The sequence below is a fragment of the Ligilactobacillus ruminis ATCC 27782 genome (assembly GCF_000224985.1).
Classification (GTDB): Bacteria; Bacillota; Bacilli; order Lactobacillales; family Lactobacillaceae; genus Ligilactobacillus; species Ligilactobacillus ruminis.
The window spans coordinates 863,534-887,252 of sequence record NC_015975.1 but is presented as its reverse complement, the minus strand read 5'-3'; the positions used below and the strand labels follow the sequence as shown (position 1 = coordinate 887,252).

Below are 23,719 nucleotides of genomic sequence, written 5' to 3'. Positions count from 1 at the left end.
ATATGACCCCCTGAAACTATTCTTCGCCAATCATGTCAAGGAGCTTGTGGTGTATCTTTTGTGCATCCTCGTCCGACTTGGCAAACAGCATCACCGTATCATCATCACCCAAGGCCGCAAATACCTCATCATATGCCATCTGCGTAATCAAACTGGTAATAACCGGGCCGTTTCCGGGCAAAACCTTAAACACGCACATGTCGCGCAAGAAATCTGACGATACGTATGCCTCTTTCAAAATGCGATTGAGTTTCTTTTCAGTACTTGTCTTGACAGAAGGTGGAACGCTGTAACGATACTCTCCATTTGGCGTTGGCACCTTCAAAAGCTGCATGTCTTTAACGTCGCGCGAAATCGTTGCTTGAGTTACTTCGATTCCCTTAGCTTGCAGAATCGCAACCAAATCTTCCTGACGATAAATGTCATTTTCTTGCAGAATCCTTCGAATGATGCGCTGTCTGTCTATTTTCCTCATTTATCTCACCTTTCTCTACTTACGTTCAAGAACGGCATGTGCCTGTTTAACGACTGCCGCTGCATCAACTTCGGGCATGATTTTTCCCTCTCCGTCAACGGATTTCAGGTGTATCAGAAATTCGATGTTTCCCTGACCTCCGGTGATCGGCGAAAAATCTAATTCGCAAACATCGTAACCGACGCTTGCGGAAAAGACCATTATGTCTTGAACGACTTCCAAATGAGTTTTAGGATCATGCACGATTCCGTGCTTGCCGACTTTTTCTCTTCCCGCTTCAAATTGAGGCTTGATCAAAGCAACGACGCTCCCGCCCTCTTTGATGATTGAGTGCAGATTCGGCAAAATCAAATGCAGAGAAATAAACGAAACGTCAATCGTGGCAAAGTCAGGCTGACCGCTTGTAAAATCATCTTTCTTTGAATATCTGAAATTGGTATTCTCCATTACGACGACCCGATCATCTTGTCTCAATTTCCACGCAAGCTGATTGGTGCCAACGTCAAGCGCATAACTCATCTTGGCACCCTTTTGCAAAGCTGCGTCGGTAAATCCTCCGGTTGAAGAACCGATATCCAAAACGGTCTTGTCCTTAATCGAAAGATGAAAGACTTTAAGCGCTTTTTCAAGCTTCAATCCGCCTCGACTGACGTACGGCATTTTAGTGCCCTTAAAATGAAGCTTCGTTTCAGGATCAACCTTCATTCCCGGCTTGTCCAAACGTTCTTCATTTTCTCCGAGAATCTCCCCGGCCATAACCGCACGTTTGGCCTGCTCGCGCGTTTCAAATAAGCCTTGTTGAACCAACAAGACGTCAATTCTTTCTTTTTTCATCTAATTCTTACCTGCTTTAAAATAATTCAATAACTCTTCAAGCAACATCGTTTTTGCGCCAAATTCTTCTGCCAGCACTTCCAGATGCGCTTTGGCATTCGCTTTTGCTTTTTCAAGTTCCTCGTATGCTCCGTCAAGACCCAACAGTCCAGGATAGGTATTTTTATGCTCTGACTGGTCCTTATGCGTGGCCTTTCCCATTTCTTCCGGAGTCGAAACGACATCCATGATATCGTCATAAATTTGGAATGCCAGTCCAAAACAATTTCCAAGTTCTTTAAGTTCACCCAAAGCCCGGTCAGACACGCCGGCAAGTATTCCGCCTGATTCAAATGCATATCTGAGCAAAGCTCCGGTTTTTTGCGCATGAACGTTTCTAAGCTGAGGCAACGTGAGCTTGACGCCTTCATTTTCAATATCCCCGACCTGTCCGTTGACCATGCCTTGAGGTCCGGCTGCAAACGCCAACCTGCTCATGAGCGTGCACTTTGTCTTTGCGGAAATGCTTGTTTGTCCCAAGCATTCAAAGGCTGTCGTCAATAATCCGTCACCAGCCAAAATAGCCATCGATTCGCCAAAGACTACGTGATTCGTTGCCTTTCCACGCCGAAGCTCATCATTGTCCATTGCCGGCAGATCATCATGTATCAACGAATAAGTATGCACGAATTCAAGCGATGCGCAAACGTCTAAAACGTCTTGATCGATTTTTTTCTTGAAAGAATCGCAAACCAGCATGATAATCATCGGTCTGATGCGCTTTCCACCGGCATCAACCGAATAAGACATCGAATCATGAAGAGTTTTGCGCGTATTGAGCTGTTGCAGATAAACGTCCATTCTTTCATTTAACAAGGGCAAAAATTCTGCTTGAAAATTATCCAGTTCAGAATTATTCATTGTCATCAGCTCGTTCGTAAATTTCTTCTTCTCCGTTCGAATTGATAACTTTCGTCAATGTTTCTTCAGCATCGTTCAGCGTCTTTTGCAAGGTATTGCTGAGATCGATTCCTTCTTTAAACTGAGTCATCGCTTCTTCCAAAGGAACGTTGCCTTTTTCAAGATTGTTTACGATCTGTTCTAATTCCTGCAGCTGCTGTTCGAATGTTTTTTCATTGTTCATTTGTCTCATTCCTTTTCTGTTTCAATAATTGACGCATTTGCATATCCGTCTTGCAAATGCAGTTTGATCTCTTCTCCGACGCTAAGCTCATTGACGCTTTTGATCACGTGATCTTCTTGAGTCACATAGGTAAAGCCGCGGCCCATCACCCTCAGCGGACTCAACATATCAAGCGCATTTTTTGCTTTGATGAAACGATTCTCTGAATTTTTAAGTCGGCTTATTCCTGCGCTTTCAAGCTGTCTTCTGTCTTGTTTCAATTCGCTTTGCAGCAGGCTTATCCTGTCAGGCATGATTCGGCCATACAAAACTTTGTTTGCAACCGTCAAGCGATTTTTTCCCTGACTGATTTTATTTTGCGTCAAACCGATCAGTTCATTTTGCATTCTGTCAAGTTTTTGAAGATATCCTTCATACAAGCGTTCCGGCTGCATGAAAATGTAGGAATTTCTACATTTTTCAAACCGTTGCTTAAGATACTCGATTCGATTTCTCATGCTCTTGACCAAGCGATAGCGCAACTGATCAATCATTGCCAAATCATCGCTTAAAACTGAGGTTGCAAGTTCGGCAGCCGCAGTCGGTGTTGCAGCTCTGACGTCTGCCACAAGATCAGCAATCGTCGTATCGGTTTCATGTCCGACTGAAGAAATAACAGGAATCTTGCTGTCAAAAATCGCCCGTGCGACTTTTTCTTCGTTAAACGGCCATAAATCTTCAATCGAACCGCCCCCTCGTCCGATGATAATCGTGTCAAAATCTCCTCTTGCGTTGACTTCCTTCAAACGTGCGACCAACGTATCAGCAGCTTGCGCACCTTGCACGACTGCCGGAAACAGCACTACTTGGGCGATCGGATATCTTCTGCGAATCGTCGTCCTGATATCTTGAATCACGGCTCCGGAACGGCTGGTAATAACGGCGATACGCTTAGGAAATCTATTGATCGGCTTTTTCGGTGCAGAAAACAAACCTTCTGCCGAAAGCTTTTGCTGAAGTTCTTTGAGTGCCTGGTACAGTGCACCGATTCCTTCAGGCTCCATTGTTTCAACGTAAAATTGATACTTTCCGCTTCCTTCATAAACGTCGACACGACCGCTGACAATGACTTTCATCCCTTCTTCAGGTCTGAACTTGACCTTTGAGAAATCACTTGCAAACATTACGACGTCAATCACTGCATTTTCATCTTTTAAAGAAAAGTATTGATGTTTGGGACGCAGTCGAAAATTGGAAATTTCGCCTGTCAAATACACTCTGCGCATATACGGGTCGGCCGTAAATTTTCGTTTGATGTAACGCGTGAGAGCCGTAACCGTCAGATACTTTTTTTCATCAGACATTCGCAACACTTCTTTCTGCAAATTCAACCGTTTGCTTCATCAGCATCGCAACCGTCATCGGACCTACTCCGCCTGGGACGGGCGTCAAAAACGCAGCCTTGCCCATAACGTCTTTTGCATCAACATCACCGCAAAGCTTTCCTTCCGCCGTCCGGTTGATGCCGACGTCGATAACGACCGCTCCTTCCTTGATGTAGTCCTTGTTGAACATTTTGGCTTTGCCAACGGCAGCAACCAAAATATCTGCTTTTTTCGTAACGCTTTGCAAATCATGCGTTACGCTATGCGCCACGGTTACGGTTGCGCTCGAGTTGATCATCAAGGCCGCCAGCGGTCTTCCGACAAGATTGCTGCGTCCGACGATCACAACCTCTTGTCCTCTGACGTCAATATCATATTCTTTAAGCAATTCCATGATTCCCCTTGGCGTGCATGGAAGCGCTTGGGGCTCATTCATGAACAGACGCCCCATGTTTTCAGGATGAGATCCGTCAACGTCTTTTTTAGGATCAATCGTATCAATAATCGCCTTTTCATCAATATGCTTTGGAAGCGGCATCTGTACCAGAATTCCATGCACGTCAGGATCGTTGTTGTACTTTTCAATCATCTTGATCACGTCTTCTTGTTTGGAATCTGCAGGCATTGTTTCATCAATCGTGTTGATTCCGATTTTTTGTGCTGCGCGATGCTTGTTTCTGACGTAAACCTTGCTTGCTTCGTCGTCACCAACCAAAATTACTGCAAGCGTGGGCGTTACCCCAACCTTTTTTAATCCCTCAACGCTTTTTTTCAAATTCATTTTGACCTTTGCCGAAAGGTCACGCCCGTTCATTATTTCCGTCATCAAAAACACCCCAATGAATATATATTCTGTCTGTTACAAATATTTTACCATAGCAACGCCAAAATACAGAACTTATTTTCAGGCTTTTTTGAAAACAAAAACAGCCGTCACCCGCAAACGGACGACAGCTGTATTGTTTAGATCAAATTGGACAAAACGCCATTGATGAAACGACGTGAAGTCTCATCGCTGAATTCTTTTGAAAGTTCCAAAGCTTCATTGAGAGATACCTTGTTCGGAACCTCTTCAACGAACTTAATCTCATAAACGGCAATGCGCATTAAAATCAAATCGGTTTTATTCAAGCGGGAAATCGGCCATCCCTTTTTCAAATGAGCCGAAATGGCTTCGTCGATTTCCGCAAGATGTTCATTTACTCCGTCAACCAGTTGAGTCAAATACTCGGGAGCTTCAATATCCTTGCCCAATACTGTTTGATACACGTCAGTCGCAACGGCATCAGGGTTGCTGCTCATTGCAAACAGCGTCTGAAATGCCAAGCGCCGAATATCATGTCTAGACATACTCAATTTTCTTCACCATTCTCTTCGCCGAAAGGATTATTAGGATCGATTGCCGGAATTTCCTTTTCAGGGATGATTCCGCAAACGTGAACGTCGACTCCTGCAATTTCAAGGCCAGTCATGAACAAAACTTGTTGCCGAACCTTGTCTTGAATCTCGCAAGCAACCTTTGGCACGGAGACCCCGTAATTTAAAAAGACATAGACGTCAACGAGCAAACCGTCTTCCGTGTTTTCCAATTTAACGCCGCGACCGCGATTTTTACGTCCGATGAGTTCAGTCAGACTGTTAGCCAAAGAACCGCGCATTGAGCATACGCCTTCAACCTGGCTTGCGGCAATTCCGATAATTACTTCGATTACTTCAGGAGCAATGCGAACCTCGCCCAGGCCTTGTTCCTTTGTTGCCAAGACAATGTTGTTATCTTCAGCCATTTAAAAGACCTCCTTGAGTGTCGTTGTGTCGACCAATTTAATTGGCACGTGAAATATATGAACCATCAACCGTGTTGATCGTCAACACGTCGCCTTCGTTAACAAAGAACGGCACTTGAACAACCAATCCGGTTTCCATCGTTGCAGGCTTTGAACCACCGGAAGCAGTATCGCCTTTGATGCCAGGTTCGGTAGCTTGCACAGTCAGGTCAACCGTGTTCGGAAGTTCAATTCCGAGCGTTTCGGCACCGTACATAATAACGCTGACAACCATGTTTTCCTTCAAGTATTTCAATTCTTCCGTCAATTCTTCGCCGGGAAGTTCAAGTTGTTCGTATGTTTCAGTATCCATGAAGACGTAGTTGCTGCCGTCTGCATACAAGTACTGCATCTTGCGACGATCGATTTGTGCTTGTTCAACTTTTTCGCCGGCACGGAACGTTTTTTCTTGAACGGCACCCGTACGAAGGTTCTTAAGTTTTGAACGAACAAATGCTGAACCCTTCCCTGGCTTAACATGCTGAAATTCGACAACACGCCATAATTCACCATCAACCGTGATGGTCAAACCGTTTTTAAATTCATTAACAGAAATCATCTGATGATCCTCCTCTGATTTATGGACAAGAAGAAATTCTTTGCATACTCGTCCAAATATAACGTACACTCTATAATACCAAAAGAACACGCTATTATGCAAGGGAATTGGCAATAAACATCTCAGACTTCTGTATAGTCGCGTGAAAAATCAGTCAATATTTCGTAACCGTTCTTCGTGACCAGAACATCATCTTCAATTCTGACGCCTCCGACTCCAGGAACATAGATTCCAGGCTCAATCGTGATGATTTGTCCTGCTTTCATGTATTCTTCGTATGTGCGCCCGACATTCGGGAGCTCGTGGATATCAAGACCGATGCCGTGCCCCATGCCGTGATTGAAATACTTTCCGTAACCGGCATCTTCGATATATCCGCGGCCGATTCGATCAAGTTCCTGACCATTGACCCCTTCTTTAACTGCTTCGATCGTCTTTTGCTGAGCTTCAAGAACGATCTGATAAATTTTTTGGGCTTCATCGCTTTGCTTGCCTATTGAAAATGTTCTTGTCACGTCGGACGTATAACCATCTGCATAGTACCCAAAATCAAGCGTAACCAAATCACTTGCTTCGATTTTCTTAGTTGTTGCCGTCCCGTGAGGCCAGGTCGTGCGCTCCCCTGAAGCAACGATTGTTTCAAAAGAACGTTCTTCAGAACCGTTTTTCTTCATATAGTAGTCAAGTTCGTTTGAAACCTCCAATTCGGTCATCTGAGGCCTGATTGTTTCCAAAACGTATTGATAGCCTTTTCCAGACATCTTGCAGGCACGTTTGATTGCATCAATTTCTTCAGGAGATTTGACAGAACGGATATCTTCGATTACGCCTGACAACGGAACGATGTCGCATTCGCACGATTCATCGATAAAATCGTATTCCGCATATGAAATCGTATTTTCAAAAGCCATTGCCGCCACATGGTTTTTGACGCAAAGATCACATGCTGTTTTCAGGTAATTTCTTGTAATGATTGCCTCCCAAGAAGGCTGATCATGAGAAATTTGCTCTTCAAAGCGAGAATCGGTAATCAAATAGCGATGGTTTTCAGTCACAAGCAAAACTCCGTCGTCTCCGGTAAATCCGCTCAAATAGTATCTGTTTGAGGGATTGGTCACAAGATACGCATCAACGCTCATTTCACTCATCTTGCGCCTCAATTTGCCAACACGCTTAAGGGACATTTCATCAGTTACAAACATCATGCAAAATCACCATCCAAATTTTCTCATCATTATTTATGGTAATTATATTAAATCTAAGAGTTCGATTCAAGAGTATTTACCGTTGAACTACCCCAACTTAACCTGAAACTTCGTTTTTTACCGGTTTGAAGTTGGGGATTCCAGGAACACGGCAAACTTGCCAGTCTAGTTCTTCACTAAGTTGGTAGAGGTCACCGCTATTTACCAAGGTACGTTCCATACCTGTTTATTATTAAGCCAGAGTTTCTAATCCTTTAGCCAAGATATTTTTAACTGCGTTTACATCTCTATCGAGATGCGCATGACAATTAGGACAGTCCCATTCACGAGCAGCTAACCATTCTGACTGGGAAAGGCTGTCAAACTCGTGATTTTTTTGTTTGCATTCATGACAAATACGACTGGTATTTTTAGGGTCTATGATAATTAATTGTTTGCCATACCATGCACATTTATATTTAAGCTGACTGATTAAAGTTCCCCAGGAAGCATTGGCAATCGAGGCAGACAGATGATGATTCTTCATCATGTTCTTTACGCTTAAATTTTCAACTACAATAGTGTCATAATCTTTAACCAATCTAGTTGTCAACTTGTGCAGATTGTCTCTTCTTCGTTCAGCAATATGTTTCTTAAGTTTGGCTACAGTTCTCACAGCCTGCTGATAGCGCGGAAATTGCTTTAAGTCCGTTCTGGGAAACAAGACTTTATCATGCTCATCAAAAGCCATCGCTTTTTTAGCATTTTCATAGCGTCTGGATTTTTTACGTTCCCAAATTCTTAATTGTTTATTCAGCTTGTCATCAACATTGAGAATGTCTTCTTTTTGACCGTCAGAAGTGACAGTGAGACTTTTTAACCCTAAATCAATCCCAACAGACTTCTTCGTCTTTTTGAAAGTTTGGTTTTCACTTTCAACTAAGATACTGGCCTGATATTGTTTTCTTGAATTAACGCTAACTGTAACAGCTCTAATCTTACCATTTAATATTCTGCCGGCTTTAAAGTACACTAAGCCTAATTTAGGTAACTTAATGTGATGTTCATCTATAATTCGAATATTATTGTTGACAAATTTAGAAGTATAGCTTTGGTTAGTGTTTTTCTTTGATTTAAACCTTGGAAAACCATTTTGAAGGCTATGATTGAAAAATCTTTGAAAAGCGTCGTCTAAATCTCGATTTACTCTTTGAAGAGACGTAGACTCGGCCTGTTTTAACCAAGGATATTCTATTTTTAAAGCTTTCAGCATGACATCCATTGCATATCTGCCTTGGAATTTAGCCTTTCTATTGTTTTTATAGCGTTCAATGTGCATATTAAGCATTTGATTCCACACAAAACGAGCACAACCAAAATTAACATGAATTGGATTGCGTTGCGTTTTATTAGGATATAATCTCAATTTGAACGCTTTTAAAACCATTAATTTTGACCTTGCCTTTCAATATATTGTTTAATTACGTCAATTGAAACTTCGCCAGTGGAAATCAAACAGTAGCTTTTAGTCCAAAAAGCTTCCTTCCACAAATATTGACGTATTTCAGGATAGTTCTTTTTAACCAGTCTTGAACTGGCTGATTTATATGCAATTAATGAATTTAGCAGGGGCGATTTGGGGAGTACATTAAAAAAGCACATGAACATGGTCTTTATCATGATTCCACTCTACTAATTCAACACCATAATGATGCCTATCCGTTCAAATGTAGCCCTTAAGTATTCCGATATTTCATCAGATATTACTTTTCTGCGGTACTTTATCACCATCACAAGATGATAATTAATTGAATATACCGAATGTTGATTTTTGTCCAATTCCATTGTGTTTATCACCTTTTACAATTTATGCACTAATTATAATATCCGATTTAAAATGAATCAGGAAAAAAGAAGCGCTGAGTGCTTCAAAAGAGGCGATTCATCCCCCGCTTAGAGAAGTGGGGGCATTCTCGCCCCTTTAGGGTAAAATACAGTGCTTTTGATTTGACTTTTAGCATGATCAAATCTACAAAAACAGTCAGAGCCGATTAAGTTGCCGCTCTGACTGTCCGTATTCTGATTTGAAGCTTTTTTGTCTTTTTTATCTCACCGTTTACTAATAATCATTTAACCACATATCCTTTGGACGGCTTGCCATTTTCAAGCTTAACGATTGTGATTGCTTTTTTCGGATTGTGCTTTGCATCCATCGTCGTATCGCCCGTCACGCCCTTAAAGTTTTTGATTTTCGCCAATCCTTGCTGAATCTTGACGGAATCAGCAGATTTTTCAGTTTCGATTGCCTGTTTGATCATATAAACGGAATCGTATGACAATGCTGCAAACGTTGGCGAATCTTCACCGTACTTGTCCTTGTAAGCTTTGTTGTAAGATGCGACTTTCGGATTAGAGTTTGCAGTAAGTACCGTGAAGGCCGTCGTGTAATAAATGTCCGTTGCATTCTCTGCACCGGAGATTTTGACCATCTTGTCATCAGACATTCCGTCAGCGCCCATAATCGGCTGCTTGATTCCTGCTTCACGCGCCTGCTTGATGATTGCTCCGCATTCCGTGTAGTATGCCGGAACGTATAAAACGTCAAACTTCTTGCTCTTGATTGAAGTTAAAACCGAATTGAAGTTTTTGTCTCCGGCTTGGAAGTACTGAGTATCAACAACTGTCCCTTTGAAGTATTGCTTAAAGGCTTTGGCAATCCCGATGCCGTAGTCGCTCGAATTATCGGCTAAAATTGCTGCACGTTTGGCTTTAAGCGTTTCATATGCAAATTTTGCTGCAGAACTTCCTTGATAATCGCCTTTGAAATATGCTCGAAAGACATACGGATGAACTTTGCCGTTCTTATCAAGCGTAAAGTCAGGAGCAGTGGCCGATGCCGACAAAAACGGTACGCACGTCTTATTTGCGGTCGGAATCGTTGCCGTTCCGTCATTTGTAGTTGCAGGACCGATCGTTGCGACAACCTTGTCCTGCGTTGTCAACTGCGTTGCAACCGAGGCACTGGTCGATGTCGAACTCTTGTTGTCACGATAAATCGCCTTGATCTTCTTCTTTTTTCCGTTGACGTTGACTCCCCCCCTAGCGTTGATTTCATCAACAGCAAGCTGAATGCCGTTTTTTTCCTGTTGCCCGTATCCGCCGGCTGCACCTGAAAGTTCCATGTTAACGCCTATTTTGATCGTATCGCCTGCCTGATTGCCTTTGGTTGCGGCCGACGTTTTCGAAGTACATCCTGCCATAAAAACCGAACACATCATAATTGCTGCTGCAAAGCCCGTCATTTTCTTAATTTTCATATGGAACCAAACCCCTTCATAAGTTGTACTCTGATTAATTAATTTTCGAATCGGCGGGAATAAAAAAAGCCCTCGTTCCGACAAGCTGGAACGAAGACTTTTTAAACCCCGGGAGCCCTCATTCCAAGCGTACTCAAACAAGGACCCACCAACATAAGATGTCAATCTCTTACGTCAACGAATCCTTGCGAATAGTAGGAGGGCACGAGAAGAAGCGCCTTGAAACATATTTGATTTTTTAAATTTGATAAATCCCATTTCAATCGCTCCTTTCATAATTAATTTCCTGTATCGATTTGAATAATGTCATTATAATTACAAATGAATTAATTGTCAATGTGTTTTTTGTAATTTTATGTGATTATTTACATCGTTTATTTTAACAGGCAAAAAATTATTCTGAATTTATCCAAAAGAAAAAGGTTCCCAAAATTCTTTCATAAGAATTTGGAAACCTTAAACATTTAATTAGTCAGCAACAGGGTAAACAGATACCTGTTTCTTGTCGCGACCTTTGCGTTCAAATTTAACAACGCCGGCTGTCTTGGCAAACAAAGTATTGTCACCGCCCATACCAACGTTTACGCCTGGGTAGATGTGAGTTCCGCGTTGACGGTAAAGAATTTCTCCACCGTTAACTGTTTGGCCGTCGGCACGCTTTGCGCCTAAACGCTTAGAACGTGAATCACGACCGTTTGATGTGGAACCGCCCCCCTTTTTGTGGGCGAAGAATTGCAAGTTCATAAACATATCGAGTGCACCTCCTCTGTGCAAAACTATTTCACATGTATATATTCATGATATGAAATTTCAATGTCGCGCAAGCCTAATTCAAGGCTTTCAAGCAATAATTGAACTTTTGGGTCGTCCAAATCAGAATCATCAACAGAAACTTTCATGAAACCGCCGTTCAAATCATCCAATTCCTTTTCCAAAACAACCCCGGCAAGTTTCTCCAGACTATTGATCGTATTGATCGACAATACCGAAACTGCCGCACACACAATATCTTGACCATATTCTCCTGAATCAGCATGACCGCTCAGCTCAAAACCGCTGAGCCGCGAATCTTTACGAAACAAGCATGCATTAATCATCTTGAAATGCTCCTGAAATTATGCGTTGATTGCATCGATAACAACCTTCGTGTATGGTTGACGATGACCTTGCTTTGTGTGTTGATGCTTCTTTGGCTTGTACTTGAAAGTTACGACCTTCTTTTCGCGGCCTTGCTTTTCGACAGTACCTTCAACCGTGGCACCTTCAACAAATGGCGTTCCGATAACGGTCTTTTCGCCACCTACCAAAACAACTTTGTCAAAAACAACTTTTTCGCCGGCTTCGTTTGCAAGCTTTTCAACGTAGATTGCTTGACCAGCTTCTACCTTGAGTTGCTTACCGCCTGTTTGAATAATTGCGTACATGTATGTGCACCTCCTTATATGATTCTTAGACTCGCCGTAATGTAGTGATTCGTAAAACGAATGCTTTGACTTAAAACGTGCGGTTGCAGCTGTGACATGCACAAATACAACGTTAATATGATAACAAGTTTTTCTTGCTTAGTCAAGCAAAAATAAAAAGAGTCGCGAAAAAAATCCGCAACCCTTTTGTATAATTACTTGCGACGTTCTGGAATACGAGCAGCCTTGCCGCAAAGTGCACGCAAGTAGTAAAGCTTTGCACGACGAACACGGCCCAAACGTACGACTTCAATCTTGTCAACACGTGGCGTATGAAGCGGGAAAGTACGTTCAACGCCTACGCCGTTACTGATCTTGCGAACGGTGTATGTTTCAGAGATGCCTTCGCCACGACGCTTGATAACAACGCCTTCGAAGATTTGGATACGTTCGCGCTTGCCTTCGACGATGCGTGCGTGAACACGTACCGTATCACCGGCGCGAAATTCTGGAATATCATTACGCAATTGTGATTCCGTAATTTTTTTAATCAATGGATTTACTGACATTGGTTTTTCTCCTTTTCGTCGACATTCATGTCCAGTTGCAGCGGAATATCGTTAATCTTTGGCACATAAGCCAACAATTAGTTTATCACATCAGACAAATTCTGTAAATATCATTTTAGAATTAAATCCGCTGTCTCAATCATCATGCCTGAAAAGATTTTTCAATTTGTATCCGAGTTTTTTTCGCATTCTTTTTTCTTCTTCTTGTTTTTTGACCTCTTGCTGCAATTTGAACTGAGTTTCCGCCATTGCTTTTCCTTGCTCGATTGCTTGAATCTTAGCAATTTTGATTTCATGTTCATCATGCGCCAAGCCTGTGTCTGCCCTGTATTTTTCACGCAAAACGCTGTTCCCGAGCCAACTGTCCATATTGTCGATCACGATCGACAAACCGGCATCGACTTGAGTCGGACAAATTTCAAGTTTCGCCGGCAGATAGTCGAAATAACGGCTTACCCCGTCTCTTCCCGGGAAACAGTCTTTCGGAATGAATGCCGTTTCATCTCCTTTGTTAAATGAAATCTTCTCCAAAACGTTCTTATCGCTTAAAAGCGCAAGCCAGTTTCTGCGGCCGTTGTCGTTTTTGATATCGTAGTTATCCGATTCAAAATAGCGTTTCATCCCGTCATACAGAGCGTGTTCCGACAAAAGGCCCTTAAACGCCTGCTTGACCGGATACAAAAAATCTTTTGAAAGATTTTCGTAGTCTTCATCAGAAACGTTGTCAAGCCAAGCATCTATCCAATACGTGAGATAAAGAAACACCTGATTGCTCAGATCATTTTCAAAATGCGTCAATTGATTCGCTTCGCTTTTTGAAATCTGCCTGAATTGGTTCTCTTGCCCGAATGCATATGCCCTTCGTCCAATTTGATGCGGAATCGAAAAATTATGATTTCGATCGTTCATCGCAATCAGCACCACGGGATGCGGTGCGCCTTTGTAAGTATTGGAAAGATACTTGAGCGGATTTTCGGCAGATTTCGACTGAATCAGGCCAATATTCGGATCATCAATGCAAATCGGAGTAATGGAACTTTTTGTCAGCATGTATCTTTGAATGAATTCCCAAGTATTCTTGTTCATGACAAGCGGCGTTTCCGAAAAAGGATTCTTCTTCTCAGCTTCGGTCAGTTTCTGATTATTTGCCAGTTTCTCTTTGACTCCCGCCTTAAGTTTAAACATATCATCTTGCGCATTGACAATATGTTCTTTGCTTCCGATCGTCAAACACGAAACAATCTTCAAAAGCGTCGTTTTGCCCGTCTCTCCTTGGCCGATCAAGGCAGCAACAACCGGAACGTTCTCGACGATTCCGCCGTGCTCCGAAATTACCTTTCTGATTTTCCAAATATTGGCCGATTCTAAGACATACATCAAAAATGAAAATACGGCTTGCGATTCATCGTCCTGCTTATTGTCTCGATAAAAGAAGACAATGTCGCAAATATCTTTGACGTCTTGCTTGCTGATTTCGCATGGAGGAACAATCTTGTGCTGCACACTTGAACCATACATTGGCGTTTCAAAAATAGCCTTTTCGTCATCATCATAAAGAAACAATGGTTTGGGATAATAGTCGGAAGCTTTAACATTTTCAAATACAAAGCGCTCGTTTGGATCTTCATCATGATACACGACATTCAGGAGTTTCTTTCTGAGCGGTTCATCGTCCATAACGGAAACTTTCTCTTTAGGAAACCCCTTTGAATCGTATATCAGGTTCAAAACTTCGATTGAATCACGCTTTTCTTTTTGAATCACGTCAAAATCGCGAATTTCCCCGTTGAGTTCCCTTTTTTCGGACAAAATTTCTTTAGCACTGATTCCGATTGGATTGTCAGCGTCAGTCAAGGCCGACACGGTCTCGTCAAGCAGATAGATTTTCTTTTCCTCAACCGTCGTTTTGCCCAAAAAACCGTTAATAATCTTTCGATCGGCAAAATCGGCTGAGCCGTCATAGATTTGATTAAAAATTGATTGATAAATTTCTTGATATAGTTTGTCCTCTTTCAAGCCGTAATCGCACAAAAGCATTTCAAAATTATCATGAAGCGCCTTTTCGCTGAGATTCATCGAACCTGAATATGCACGATATTTATTGCTGTCTTTTGAGTCTAAAATATACAGTTTGGTATGAACCAGCCGCTTGTGCGTGAATCTGATTGTCAAGCTGCCATCTTGAAGTCGATTTTTCATTTCCTCACTGCATTTTTCAAGAATTTTAAAGCGCTCACTGGTCATGCCTTCAATGTAGTCAGCAACTCCGCTTTTAGCATTTCCGTCGCCCATTCCGATCACCAGACATATTTTTTGAAAGCGCGGAAACAGATATTTTTCAATCACGTCAATATTTGCGTTAAACATCGTTCCATAGAACTCGTCAAATTCAGAGCCGTTACGATCGATGTCTTTAAAAAAATCATTCCCCAAATCTGCTATTTTTGTTCGATCTTTAATAACAACCATTTTTTCACCCCAATCTTAATTTAACCTGTGACATCCGCCTTTTGCGTTAATAATAATTATTTTATCTCAAAAATACGTTCGTTTAAAGTACAAATATAAAAAACATAATTTCAAAAAAGGCAATGCGAAATTACTTTTTAAACCCGGTCCAATCATTGAAAACAAAAAGACCAAGGGCTTTCCCCCTTGGTCTCAATTTGATCAAATTAATTTTTTCGAACTTTAAACTGTCGATTAAAGTGCGTTTGATGCACCATGGTAAACAATACCGCGACGGCTGTCAACAGTTACGACTTCGCCATCAGAGATGAGCGATGTAGCATTCTTGGCACCAACGATGACAGGAATACCCATTGAGATGCCGACAACGGCAGCATGTGATGTCAAACCGCCATTTTCAACGATCAAAGCTGAAGACTTTTCGATAGCTGGCAAGTAATCCTTGTCTGTCGTAGATGTAACAAGGATGCCGCCTTCAATAGCCTTCTTGTTTGCTTCGTCAGCTGATGAAGCAACAACCGTCTTGCCGATAACCGTTTCGTCACCAACACCTTGACCTTCAACCAACTTGGAGCCGATCAATTGAATCTTCATAACGTTTGTCGTACCCTTTTCGCCAACAGGAACACCGGCTGTGATAAGAATCAAATCGCCTTCCTTGGCAAAGCCGCACTTCTTAGCTTCTTCCGTTGCCAAGCTGAACATTTCATCTGTTGAAGATGGTGTTTCAGCAACAACAGGGTAAACGCCCCAGTTGATGGACAAGCCGCGACGTGTGCGTTCATCGAACGTAACTGCCAAGATGTCTGCATCAGGACGGTACTTGGAAATCATTCGTGCCGTATGACCAGACTTCGTTGCAGCAACGATTGTCTTGATGTTCAAGTTGTCGGCTGCTTCAGCAACGGCACGACCGATTGCTTCCGTAACGTCCGTCTTGTCAAAGTCGTTCAAAGCAAATGTCTTGTGTTGACGCAATGCGTTTTCAGCCTTAACGTCGATACGAGCCATCGTTGCAACAGCTTCAACAGGGTAGTCACCGTTTGCGGATTCGCCGGAAAGCATCGTTGCATCCGTGCCGTCGAATACGGCATTAGCAACGTCAGAAGCTTCAGCACGTGTAGGACGTGGGTTTTCTTGCATTGAATCAAGCATTTGCGTAGCCGTGATGACAGGCATGCCCAAAGCATTGCACTTCTTAATCAAAGCTTTTTGTACCAAAGGAACGTTTTCTGCAGGAATTTCAACACCCATGTCACCACGAGCAATCATCAAACCATCAGAAACCTTGAGGATATCGTCGATGTTGTCGATACCTTCTTGTGATTCGATCTTAGGGAAGATTTGAACATGTTCCATGTGCTTTTCTTCCAAAAGTTCACGAATGTCGAGAACGTCTTGCGGCTTACGTACGAATGATGCAGCGATGAAGTTGATTTCGTTGTCCAAGCCGAAACGAATATCATCAGCATCTTTTTTCGTAATGCCAGGAAGGTTGATGGAAACGCCAGGAGCATTGACACCCTTGCGTGAACCAAGAACACCTTCGTTCAAAACTTTACATAACAATTCATGGTTTGCTTCGTCTTTCTTTTCAACTTGCATGTCAATCAAGCCGTCATCAAAAAGAACATGGCCGCCTTCATGAACGTCATCATACAAGCCTGGGTATGTTACGGCAATCTTTTCATGCGTGCCTTCGATGGAATCATCCATGGAAATACGTACTTCATCACCGATTTCAAACTTGATCTTGCCTTCTTTTTGTACAGTCGTACGAATTTCGGCACCTTTAGTATCAAGCATGATACCAACCATCTTGCCTGTGATCTTTTCAGCTTGATGTACAAGATTGATACGACCCAAATGTTCTTCATGGTCACCATGTGAGAAGTTGAAACGGAATACGTTAGCACCTGCTTCAATCAACTTGCAAATTGTATCCAAATCTGAACTAGCTGGTCCAAGTGTACTTACGATCTTGGTCTTTTTCATGAGTAAATTCTCTCCTTTGAAAAATTAAAAATGACTTTAAGTCTTCTTTATTAAAACTAACGTGAATTAGAAGCTCAAGCGATCATTGAGATCTGCCAATGACACGTCTGTCTGATGCTTATGGTTTTCAAGTGTGTCGATAATATCAGTAGCAACAAGCTGGTTGTCATGAATACCGATAGCAAGGCCGCCCTTGCCTTCAAGAAGCAAACGTACGGCATAGTCACCGAAACGGCTGGCCAATACGCGATCTTTCGGTGTAGGAACACCGCCGCGTTGTACGTGTCCCAATGTGATGGCACGACTGTCAAACTCACCGTATTGATCAAGCTTTTCCTTGAAGTCTTGTGCTGACATTACGCCTTCAGCAACGACAACCAAGCCATGATCCTTGCCATGTTCACGGTTAGCCGTCAATTTGTCAGCAATAGCCTTAATATCATAGTCACGTTCTGGGATGACGATTGCATCTGCACCGGCTGCGATTCCGGACCAAAGAGCAATGTCACCGGCGCCACGACCCATAACTTCGACAACAAACACGCGTTGATGAGACGTTGCCGTGTCGTTGATACGATCAAGTGCTTCCGTGGCTACGTTAACGGCAGTATCAAAACCGATCGTGAAATCAGTTCCTGGAATATCATTATCAATCGTACCTGGGACACCGATTGAGTTGAAACCGAGTTTCGTCAGTTTCAAAGCACCATGATAAGAGCCATCGCCGCCAATAACAACCAATGCATCGATACCGAACTTCTTAAGTTGTTCGATACCTTTCAATTGCGTTTCCTGTTCTGCAAATTCTGGGAAACGTGCAGAATAAAGGATCGTACCACCACGGTCGATAATGCCGTCAAGCTGATGAGACTCCATCTTAAAGATATTCCCTTCAACAAGGCCTTTATAACCATAATTGATACCATATGCTTCAAGTCCTGCGTTCATCGCAGAACGGGCAATTGCACGCACGGCAGCGTTCATACCGGATGAGTCGCCGCCACTTGTCAAAATACCAATGCGTTTCATTTCTTCACCTCAAGTAAAAATTCTGTAGCACTACATTCTCCAAAAACAATGTTATCACTTTTTTAAGTTTTTGTCTTGTTATTTAAGCGAATTTCATAAAAAGTTGATATATGTTTTTTCCATATCATTTTTTCAAATCAAAATATTTTGAATTACCGTCAATTCAAAGAATGATCTAATTTTACATATGTAAAAACTAATGTAAAGTTTGCGTAAACGCTTATGACTTTTACGCATCGAACATGTTTGAAAAAAGCATATTTGACAAAAAACTTAAATAAGCATCTAAAATACTTAACAATACGAATAGCATTCAAAAAAGAGGCCAGAACCCCTGACCTCTTAAAAAATTATTTAACTTGACTCATAACTTCTTCAACAAAGTTGTCAGCTTTCTTTTCGATGCCTTCGCCGACTTCGTAGCGAGTGAATGACTTGTTTGCGCCATTTTTTGAAGCAACGTACTTGGCAACCGTTTGATCTGGATCTTTGACGAAATCTTGTTCATCCAAGACGATTTCAGCAAAGAACTTGCCTAAGCGACCTTCAACCATCTTTTCAATAATCTTTTCAGGCTTGCCTTCGTTTTTGGCTTCTTCAGTAAGGACAGCCTTTTCATGTTCAACTTCTTCAGCAGGAACCTGGTCACGGTTGACATACTTAGGGTTGCTTGCAGCAATGTGCATTGCAACGTCCTTGGCAACCGTTTCGTCTGCACCGTCAACGACTGTCAAAACAGCGATGCGACCGCCCATGTGAAGGTAAACGCCAAAGTTTTCGCTATCGGATTTTTCAACGACTTGGAAACGACGAAGTGTGATCTTTTCACCGATAACTTGCGTTGCTTCAATGATTTCATCATTGATCGTTCCTTTTTCGGACTTGATTGCAAGTGCAGCTTCCAAATCAGCCGGTTTGTTTTTGGCAATTGCAGTTGCAATGCTCTTTACAAGATCCTTGAATTGTTGGTTTTGTGCGACAAAGTCCGTTTCAGCATTAATTTCAACGATTGCAGCCGTGTTGCCGACAACTTCAACGTCAGCCAAACCTTCAGCAGCAACGCGGTCGCTCTTCTTAGCAGCCTTTGCGATACCTTTTTCACGCAAGAAATCGATAGCCTTGTCCATGTCGCCTTCAACGGCAACCAAAGCCTTCTTAGCGTCCATCATGCCGACGCCTGTCTTGTCGCGCAATTCTTTTACTTGTGCAGCAGTAATTTTTGCCATAGTTGAAATGGCCTCCTTAAAAAATGATTTTTATCAAAAAAGCCGCCTCGAACTTGAGGCCTAAATGCCCAGATTCGAGACAGCCTAAGTTATTAACTATTCAGCATCTGTGTTGTCGTTGTCGCCTTCGACTGCTTCAACGATGTCTTCGATTGAATCAACGCTTTCGTCTTCAGCTTTGAAAGCTTCTTCAACAGGAGCTTCGTCTTCGCCTTGACGACCTTCGATAACGGCATCTGCCATCTTAGCCGTAATCAAGCGAACCGCACGGATTGCATCGTCGTTAGAAGGAATCTTAACGTCGATTTCATCTGGATCTGCATTCGTATCAACCATAGCAACGATAGGAATATTAAGCTTTTGTGCTTCTTTAACGGCAATGCGTTCCTTGCGAGGGTCAACGATGAAGAGAACGTCAGGGATACGTGGCATGTCTTCAATACCGCCCAAGAACTTTTGAAGGCGATCGCGTTGCTTAACGAGCAAGGCAACTTCCTTCTTTGGAAGACGTTCAAACGTGCCGTCTTCTTCCATTGCCTTGATTTCCTTCAAACGCTTGATACGTGTTTGAATCGTATTCCAGTTTGTTAAAGTACCGCCCAACCAGCGATGGTTTACGTAGTATTGACCACAACGCTTTGCTTCTTCTTCAACGGCGTCTTGTGCCTGCTTCTTTGTGCCGACAAAAAGAACAACGCCATCATTAGATGCAGCATCCTTTACAAAATCATATGCTTCATCAATCAACTTAACCGTCTTTTGCAAGTCGATGATGTAGATGCCATTGCGTTCCGTAAAGATGAATTGCTTCATCTTAGGATTCCAGCGACGTGTTTGGTGACCGAAGTGGACACCTGCTTCAAGTAATTGTTTCATGGAAATAACAGCCATAACAATTAACCTCCAAAAATAGTTTTAATTATCCTCCCCCATGTTCAACGGCTGAAGACTCAAATGAGCACCCTTTTTGCCATCGCATGGAGTGTGAATTGTACTGTTCCACAGCACTTGCTACATTATACTTTATAATTGCGTCAAATGCAACAAAAAATATTGTCCGACAAAAAATTTAACGGACAGTCTCACCTTCATCGCCATCACAGAAAGCGATTTCCCGCATATACAAAAACCGGCTTAGATTTGCAATTAGCTGCAAATCTAAGCCAGTTTTTCATTTTAAGGCATGTTCCCAACCACGAAAATTATTTGACTAAAGTACTTGAAGTCCCCGTTTCAATGACTTCTTTAGCTGAATTAAGCGAAATCTTGACCATGTTTTCAACGGCAACGTTCGTATAGAATGCAATATGCGGTGAAACAACAACGTTGTCGAGCTTGATTAATTCCTTAAAAGTTTCGTCTTCAATTTCTTGGCCTTCAAGATCATGATTGAAAATGCTTGCTTCATTTTCATACGTATCAAGGGCCGCACCGGCAAGCTTGCCGGATCTGAGCGCTTCGACAAGGGCTGACGTATCAATCAATGAACCTCGTGCCGTATTTACGATGTAGGCACCGTCCTTCATCATCGAAATCGTCTTTTCGTTTATGAAATGGTAGTCATCATCCGTTGCCGGCATATGCAGCGTGATCACGTCGGCTTTTTTCAACAAATCTTCTTTTTCGACGTAAATGCCTTCTTTTTCAAGTTCCGGATTATGGAACGGATCATAAGCAATGACCTTGGCACCGAATCCCTTGTAAATTTGAATTGCCGCACGACCGATTCGGCCCGTTCCCATTACGCCAACTGTCATTTTGCCAAGTTCCTTTCCGACGAACGGTGCCCAACGATAATCTTGCTTGGCCATTCTTTTGCGGAACAGATTCTGGTTACGCAAAAGCTGCAAAAGCTGCGTAACGGAAAATTCGGCAATGGCGCTTGGCGAATATGCCGGAACATTTGTCACGGCAATGCCGTTTTGCTTTGCGTCATCGAGATTAATGTTGTCAACGCCAACGTTTCGCACGGAAAATACCTTGATGTTTGCATCTGATAATTCTTTAAACAGATTATCAGGGTAAAGACCGGTCTGCAATCCGATGACCGCATCGTAACCAACGGTTTCAGACACATTGTCCGGAGTAATCTCTTCTTTCTTCAAAGAAACTTCAATTCCATTTTCCTTTGACCATTCTTCAAAATATCGGCGTTCGTCTTCCCGAACGTTAAAAGCAACAAACTTCATGATTTCCTCCAAAAGAAATAAATTATCTATTATACAGTACAGGTTCCGGTTATCGTATTATAAATAAAAATTATACATCCATAACCCATAACCTTCATCGAACCTAATTTTATCATGGAAACACGTAAATAAATCTTATTTGCACGAAATTTAATTTATTTTTTATTTATTTTGTGATGCCGCTTGAAAATACAGTTCTCATCCCCCTTTAAAAAAATGAATTCGATTCAGTAATATGCAAAAAACGGATTATATTTGCAATCAATCGCAAATCTAATCCTTTTTTTCGTATAAAGGACGATTACCTTCCATGATGGAAATAACCAAAAATAGTTTGGCGCGCTGATTCATCAGGCGCTGCATTTGACAAAATTACGGTGTCCACTGTTATGTTTATAAAATGGGTCTTCTGTCCGTAAATGGCTTGCTCGAAAAATGGCGATTACGGACAAAATGGGCAAAAACAGCTCTTTGTCCGTAGATTTGAGTGAAATCTTGGATAGATTGGTTGAGCAGTACTGCTGCTTGAAAAAGTAGTTTTTATTCATTTGGAATTAAAAAAGCCGGACAAAGTCAGCCGCAAATCGACCGCCTTCGCTTGGCTTTTCGTTTAATTCAAGAGAGAAAAGAGACTCTTTCCCAGCCTCTTCCGGCTAGACCTAATTAAAATTATTAATGTTCATAACGGTATAGCTGCGCTTGTCCCCAGGGACGTGACTCGTTGAATATTCAATCGATTTGCCGTTCGTCAACCAAACAACCTGCTCAACCTCAAGAATCGGAGAACCTTTTTCTACATTAAGCTCCTTGACATCTTCATCATCAGCACCCAATGCAGAAAATTTTCTGAAGGCATTTCCAAATTTGAGGCCAAGTTCATCATGAATATAAGTATAGATAGACTTTTCGCAAACTTCTTTTGAAAGTTCAGGAACAAGATTTACAGGCATGTACGTATGTTCCAAAACGGTCGGTTCGCCATCAATTATGCGGATGCGCTTGACTTCATAAACCGGGTCGATGCGTTTGATGTTAAGATTTTTTTGAATTTTTTCATCCGGAAGCTGAACGTCAAATAACAAAACATCGGACTTGATGCGATCAGGACCAAATTCTTGATATGCTCCTCTGAAATCATCGACCGTCACGTCTCTTTCGTGATCAACGAACGGAATCTTCCCGCGAACGTAGGTTCCAAGGCCTGATTGCTTGTAAATCAAGCCTTCTGAGGCCAAACCGTCAAGTGCCTTCTTAACGGTCAGCCGATTTACCTTGAACTCTGCTGCCAAAGTCGTTTGGTCAGGAATCAATTCTCCGGCCTTATACGTCCCGTTTTCAATTCTTTTGCGAACAATATCAGCAACTTCTTGATATTTAGTAGCCATAACTCAACCACCCCATCTTATTAATTCATATCTGCATACATTCATATTATATATTTTTCTATGACAAAATCAATAATTAGGTTAAATTATTTCTTATTCTACTAAAAAAACATAAATGCATATCAATACTTTTGTACTAATGAAACCGCCTTATGTATTTCAGTTTCTGTTCGAATCTGATATTCATCTAAAAAAAATTCAACATACATCTAGTGCAAAAAAAGGCATTGATGACTAGAAAGCCAAAAACGCCTTTGTCAACCACCACCGATGCCTGCCTTGGTTCTCAACAATGCAATTGCTGAGCTATTTGCTATCTGCGATCATCATAACACAGTATTACTATCCGGACGCTGAGAAAAAAACTATGTCTCAAATTGAAAAAACGGATGATTTGCAATCAATCGCAAATCTGATCCGGTTTTTTTGCGTATGCATGATAATTGCCTTCCATGATGGAAATAACCAAAAATAGTTTGGCGGTAAATTTGACTGAGAGCGTAGCACGCTGATTTAGCAGGCGCTGCATTTGGCAAAATTACTGCCGTTTACGGACACATTGAGTAAAATGTAGGATTTGTCCGTAACTTTGAGTGAAATCTTGGATAGATTGGTTGAGCAATACTGCTGCTTGAAAAAAGTAGTTTTTTCATTAGAAATTAAAAAAGCCGAACAAAGCCAGTCGCAAATCGACCGTCTTCGTTTGGCTTTTCGTTTAATTCAAGAGAGAAAAAAGACTTTTGCCCAGCCTCTTCCGGCTAGACATAAATAAAAT

The 23,719-nt window shown here is 42.0% G+C and carries 25 protein-coding genes, 1 pseudogene and 1 other annotated feature; of the genes and pseudogenes, 1 reads left to right on the top strand and 25 read right to left on the bottom strand.

Annotation, left to right across the window (positions count from 1 at the left end):
* Nucleotides 1–16: 16 nt before the first annotated feature.
* The 25 genes and pseudogenes from LRC_RS04505 to LRC_RS11910 all read right to left on the bottom strand — a co-directional run bounded on the left by LRC_RS04505 (nucleotide 17) and on the right by LRC_RS11910 (nucleotide 23,473).
* Nucleotides 17–475, bottom strand: a complete 459-nt coding sequence (locus LRC_RS04505) for an arginine repressor (protein WP_014073331.1) — start codon at nucleotides 473–475, stop codon at nucleotides 17–19.
* Between the two features lie 15 nt (nucleotides 476–490).
* A complete protein-coding gene (locus LRC_RS04500) occupies nucleotides 491–1,309 on the bottom strand; it encodes a TlyA family RNA methyltransferase (protein ID WP_014073330.1) in 819 nt (272 codons plus the stop codon).
* Nucleotides 1,310–2,209: a polyprenyl synthetase family protein gene (locus LRC_RS04495; protein ID WP_041819954.1), complete on the bottom strand. Its 900-nt coding sequence runs from the start codon at nucleotides 2,207–2,209 to the stop codon at nucleotides 1,310–1,312.
* Entirely contained in the window at nucleotides 2,202–2,432 is a 231-nt protein-coding gene (locus LRC_RS04490; RefSeq protein ID WP_041819952.1) for an exodeoxyribonuclease VII small subunit, read from the bottom strand. Before LRC_RS04490 ends, LRC_RS04495 begins: the two co-directional genes overlap by 8 nt.
* A 5-nt stretch (nucleotides 2,433–2,437) precedes the next feature.
* Nucleotides 2,438–3,775, bottom strand: coding sequence for an exodeoxyribonuclease VII large subunit (gene xseA / locus LRC_RS04485; protein WP_014073327.1), 1,338 nt, complete (start codon nucleotides 3,773–3,775; stop codon nucleotides 2,438–2,440).
* A complete protein-coding gene (folD, locus tag LRC_RS04480; RefSeq protein WP_041819950.1) occupies nucleotides 3,768–4,622 on the bottom strand; it encodes a bifunctional methylenetetrahydrofolate dehydrogenase/methenyltetrahydrofolate cyclohydrolase FolD in 855 nt (284 codons plus the stop codon). Before folD ends, xseA begins: the two co-directional genes overlap by 8 nt.
* A 137-nt stretch (nucleotides 4,623–4,759) precedes the next feature.
* Complete coding sequence (nusB, locus tag LRC_RS04475; RefSeq protein ID WP_014073325.1) at nucleotides 4,760–5,152, bottom strand: transcription antitermination factor NusB; 393 nt, start codon at nucleotides 5,150–5,152, stop codon at nucleotides 4,760–4,762.
* A complete protein-coding gene (locus LRC_RS04470; RefSeq protein ID WP_003694088.1) occupies nucleotides 5,149–5,580 on the bottom strand; it encodes an Asp23/Gls24 family envelope stress response protein in 432 nt (143 codons plus the stop codon). The genes nusB and LRC_RS04470 overlap by 4 nt, the downstream gene beginning before the upstream one ends.
* A 37-nt stretch (nucleotides 5,581–5,617) precedes the next feature.
* The gene (gene efp / locus LRC_RS04465) at nucleotides 5,618–6,178 is read right to left on the bottom strand and encodes an elongation factor P (RefSeq protein WP_014073324.1); all 561 of its coding nucleotides are present in this window, start codon (nucleotides 6,176–6,178) and stop codon (nucleotides 5,618–5,620) included.
* Nucleotides 6,179–6,300: 122 nt separating this feature from the next.
* Entirely contained in the window at nucleotides 6,301–7,383 is a 1,083-nt protein-coding gene (locus LRC_RS04460; protein WP_014073323.1) for a M24 family metallopeptidase, read from the bottom strand.
* Nucleotides 7,384–7,615: 232 nt separating this feature from the next.
* The gene (locus tag LRC_RS04455; protein ID WP_014073322.1) at nucleotides 7,616–8,809 is read right to left on the bottom strand and encodes an RNA-guided endonuclease TnpB family protein; all 1,194 of its coding nucleotides are present in this window, start codon (nucleotides 8,807–8,809) and stop codon (nucleotides 7,616–7,618) included.
* A gap of 23 nt (nucleotides 8,810–8,832) precedes the next feature.
* Nucleotides 8,833–9,207, bottom strand: a pseudogene (gene tnpA / locus LRC_RS04450) (IS200/IS605 family transposase); the annotation flags it as partial.
* A 281-nt stretch (nucleotides 9,208–9,488) separates the two neighbouring features.
* Nucleotides 9,489–10,679: an ABC transporter substrate-binding protein gene (locus LRC_RS04445; protein WP_014073320.1), complete on the bottom strand. Its 1,191-nt coding sequence runs from the start codon at nucleotides 10,677–10,679 to the stop codon at nucleotides 9,489–9,491.
* 468 nt (nucleotides 10,680–11,147) lie between these two features.
* The gene (gene rpmA, locus LRC_RS04440) at nucleotides 11,148–11,429 is read right to left on the bottom strand and encodes a 50S ribosomal protein L27 (RefSeq protein ID WP_003698495.1); all 282 of its coding nucleotides are present in this window, start codon (nucleotides 11,427–11,429) and stop codon (nucleotides 11,148–11,150) included.
* A gap of 26 nt (nucleotides 11,430–11,455) precedes the next feature.
* Nucleotides 11,456–11,776, bottom strand: a complete 321-nt coding sequence (locus LRC_RS04435) for a ribosomal-processing cysteine protease Prp (RefSeq protein ID WP_003698497.1) — start codon at nucleotides 11,774–11,776, stop codon at nucleotides 11,456–11,458.
* 18 nt (nucleotides 11,777–11,794) lie between these two features.
* Complete coding sequence (gene rplU / locus LRC_RS04430) at nucleotides 11,795–12,103, bottom strand: 50S ribosomal protein L21 (RefSeq protein WP_003694096.1); 309 nt, start codon at nucleotides 12,101–12,103, stop codon at nucleotides 11,795–11,797.
* Between the two features lie 17 nt (nucleotides 12,104–12,120).
* Nucleotides 12,121–12,198: a sequence feature (ribosomal protein L21 leader region), on the bottom strand.
* A 99-nt stretch (nucleotides 12,199–12,297) separates the two neighbouring features.
* Nucleotides 12,298–12,651 (bottom strand): 50S ribosomal protein L19, encoded by a 354-nt coding sequence (gene rplS / locus LRC_RS04425; RefSeq protein WP_014073318.1) that lies wholly within the window; start codon nucleotides 12,649–12,651, stop codon nucleotides 12,298–12,300.
* A gap of 135 nt (nucleotides 12,652–12,786) precedes the next feature.
* Nucleotides 12,787–15,120, bottom strand: a complete 2,334-nt coding sequence (locus LRC_RS04420) for a phospholipase D family protein (protein ID WP_014073317.1) — start codon at nucleotides 15,118–15,120, stop codon at nucleotides 12,787–12,789.
* A 234-nt stretch (nucleotides 15,121–15,354) separates the two neighbouring features.
* Entirely contained in the window at nucleotides 15,355–17,115 is a 1,761-nt protein-coding gene (gene pyk / locus LRC_RS04415) for a pyruvate kinase (RefSeq protein ID WP_014073316.1), read from the bottom strand.
* A 66-nt stretch (nucleotides 17,116–17,181) separates the two neighbouring features.
* Nucleotides 17,182–18,144, bottom strand: a complete 963-nt coding sequence (gene pfkA, locus LRC_RS04410) for a 6-phosphofructokinase (RefSeq protein WP_014073315.1) — start codon at nucleotides 18,142–18,144, stop codon at nucleotides 17,182–17,184.
* A gap of 350 nt (nucleotides 18,145–18,494) precedes the next feature.
* Nucleotides 18,495–19,370 (bottom strand): translation elongation factor Ts, encoded by an 876-nt coding sequence (gene tsf / locus LRC_RS04405; RefSeq protein ID WP_014073314.1) that lies wholly within the window; start codon nucleotides 19,368–19,370, stop codon nucleotides 18,495–18,497.
* Between the two features lie 96 nt (nucleotides 19,371–19,466).
* Nucleotides 19,467–20,261 carry a 30S ribosomal protein S2 gene (rpsB, locus tag LRC_RS04400; RefSeq protein WP_014073313.1) on the bottom strand — a complete coding sequence of 265 codons (795 nt, stop codon included), beginning with the start codon at nucleotides 20,259–20,261 and terminating at the stop codon, nucleotides 19,467–19,469.
* A 311-nt stretch (nucleotides 20,262–20,572) separates the two neighbouring features.
* The gene (locus LRC_RS04395) at nucleotides 20,573–21,559 is read right to left on the bottom strand and encodes a D-2-hydroxyacid dehydrogenase (RefSeq protein ID WP_014073312.1); all 987 of its coding nucleotides are present in this window, start codon (nucleotides 21,557–21,559) and stop codon (nucleotides 20,573–20,575) included.
* 659 nt (nucleotides 21,560–22,218) lie between these two features.
* Nucleotides 22,219–22,944, bottom strand: coding sequence for a GntR family transcriptional regulator (locus LRC_RS04390; protein ID WP_014073310.1), 726 nt, complete (start codon nucleotides 22,942–22,944; stop codon nucleotides 22,219–22,221).
* Nucleotides 22,945–23,344: 400 nt separating this feature from the next.
* Nucleotides 23,345–23,473: a hypothetical protein gene (locus LRC_RS11910; RefSeq protein WP_004563507.1), complete on the bottom strand. Its 129-nt coding sequence runs from the start codon at nucleotides 23,471–23,473 to the stop codon at nucleotides 23,345–23,347.
* Nucleotides 23,474–23,533: 60 nt separating this feature from the next.
* Between LRC_RS11910 and LRC_RS11565 the strand changes: the two genes are divergently transcribed.
* Nucleotides 23,534–23,716: a hypothetical protein gene (locus LRC_RS11565; protein WP_155400508.1), complete on the top strand. Its 183-nt coding sequence runs from the start codon at nucleotides 23,534–23,536 to the stop codon at nucleotides 23,714–23,716.
* The last annotated feature ends 3 nt before the right edge of the window (nucleotides 23,717–23,719 follow it).

What these genes read in the sequence shown, in the direction of transcription:
- LRC_RS04505 (WP_014073331.1), bottom strand. Translation starts at nt 475, where the DNA reads ATGAGGAAAATAGACAGACAGCGCATCATTCGAAGGATTCTGCAAGAA.
- LRC_RS04500 (WP_014073330.1), bottom strand. Translation starts at nt 1,309, where the DNA reads ATGAAAAAAGAAAGAATTGACGTCTTGTTGGTTCAACAAGGCTTATTT.
- LRC_RS04495 (WP_041819954.1), bottom strand. Translation starts at nt 2,209, where the DNA reads ATGAATAATTCTGAACTGGATAATTTTCAAGCAGAATTTTTGCCCTTG.
- LRC_RS04490 (WP_041819952.1), bottom strand. Translation starts at nt 2,432, where the DNA reads ATGAACAATGAAAAAACATTCGAACAGCAGCTGCAGGAATTAGAACAG.
- xseA (WP_014073327.1), bottom strand. Translation starts at nt 3,775, where the DNA reads ATGTCTGATGAAAAAAAGTATCTGACGGTTACGGCTCTCACGCGTTAC.
- folD (WP_041819950.1), bottom strand. Translation starts at nt 4,622, where the DNA reads ATGACGGAAATAATGAACGGGCGTGACCTTTCGGCAAAGGTCAAAATG.
- LRC_RS04470 (WP_003694088.1), bottom strand. Translation starts at nt 5,580, where the DNA reads ATGGCTGAAGATAACAACATTGTCTTGGCAACAAAGGAACAAGGCCTG.
- efp (WP_014073324.1), bottom strand. Translation starts at nt 6,178, where the DNA reads ATGATTTCTGTTAATGAATTTAAAAACGGTTTGACCATCACGGTTGAT.
- LRC_RS04460 (WP_014073323.1), bottom strand. Translation starts at nt 7,383, where the DNA reads ATGATGTTTGTAACTGATGAAATGTCCCTTAAGCGTGTTGGCAAATTG.
- LRC_RS04455 (WP_014073322.1), bottom strand. Translation starts at nt 8,809, where the DNA reads ATGGTTTTAAAAGCGTTCAAATTGAGATTATATCCTAATAAAACGCAA.
- LRC_RS04445 (WP_014073320.1), bottom strand. Translation starts at nt 10,679, where the DNA reads ATGAAAATTAAGAAAATGACGGGCTTTGCAGCAGCAATTATGATGTGT.
- rpmA (WP_003698495.1), bottom strand. Translation starts at nt 11,429, where the DNA reads ATGTTTATGAACTTGCAATTCTTCGCCCACAAAAAGGGGGGCGGTTCC.
- LRC_RS04435 (WP_003698497.1), bottom strand. Translation starts at nt 11,776, where the DNA reads ATGATTAATGCATGCTTGTTTCGTAAAGATTCGCGGCTCAGCGGTTTT.
- rplU (WP_003694096.1), bottom strand. Translation starts at nt 12,103, where the DNA reads ATGTACGCAATTATTCAAACAGGCGGTAAGCAACTCAAGGTAGAAGCT.
- rplS (WP_014073318.1), bottom strand. Translation starts at nt 12,651, where the DNA reads ATGTCAGTAAATCCATTGATTAAAAAAATTACGGAATCACAATTGCGT.
- LRC_RS04420 (WP_014073317.1), bottom strand. Translation starts at nt 15,120, where the DNA reads ATGGTTGTTATTAAAGATCGAACAAAAATAGCAGATTTGGGGAATGAT.
- pyk (WP_014073316.1), bottom strand. Translation starts at nt 17,115, where the DNA reads ATGAAAAAGACCAAGATCGTAAGTACACTTGGACCAGCTAGTTCAGAT.
- pfkA (WP_014073315.1), bottom strand. Translation starts at nt 18,144, where the DNA reads ATGAAACGCATTGGTATTTTGACAAGTGGCGGCGACTCATCCGGTATG.
- tsf (WP_014073314.1), bottom strand. Translation starts at nt 19,370, where the DNA reads ATGGCAAAAATTACTGCTGCACAAGTAAAAGAATTGCGCGACAAGACA.
- rpsB (WP_014073313.1), bottom strand. Translation starts at nt 20,261, where the DNA reads ATGGCTGTTATTTCCATGAAACAATTACTTGAAGCAGGTGTCCACTTC.
- LRC_RS04395 (WP_014073312.1), bottom strand. Translation starts at nt 21,559, where the DNA reads ATGAAGTTTGTTGCTTTTAACGTTCGGGAAGACGAACGCCGATATTTT.
- LRC_RS04390 (WP_014073310.1), bottom strand. Translation starts at nt 22,944, where the DNA reads ATGGCTACTAAATATCAAGAAGTTGCTGATATTGTTCGCAAAAGAATT.
- LRC_RS11910 (WP_004563507.1), bottom strand. Translation starts at nt 23,473, where the DNA reads ATGCAGCGCCTGCTAAATCAGCGTGCTACGCTCTCAGTCAAATTTACC.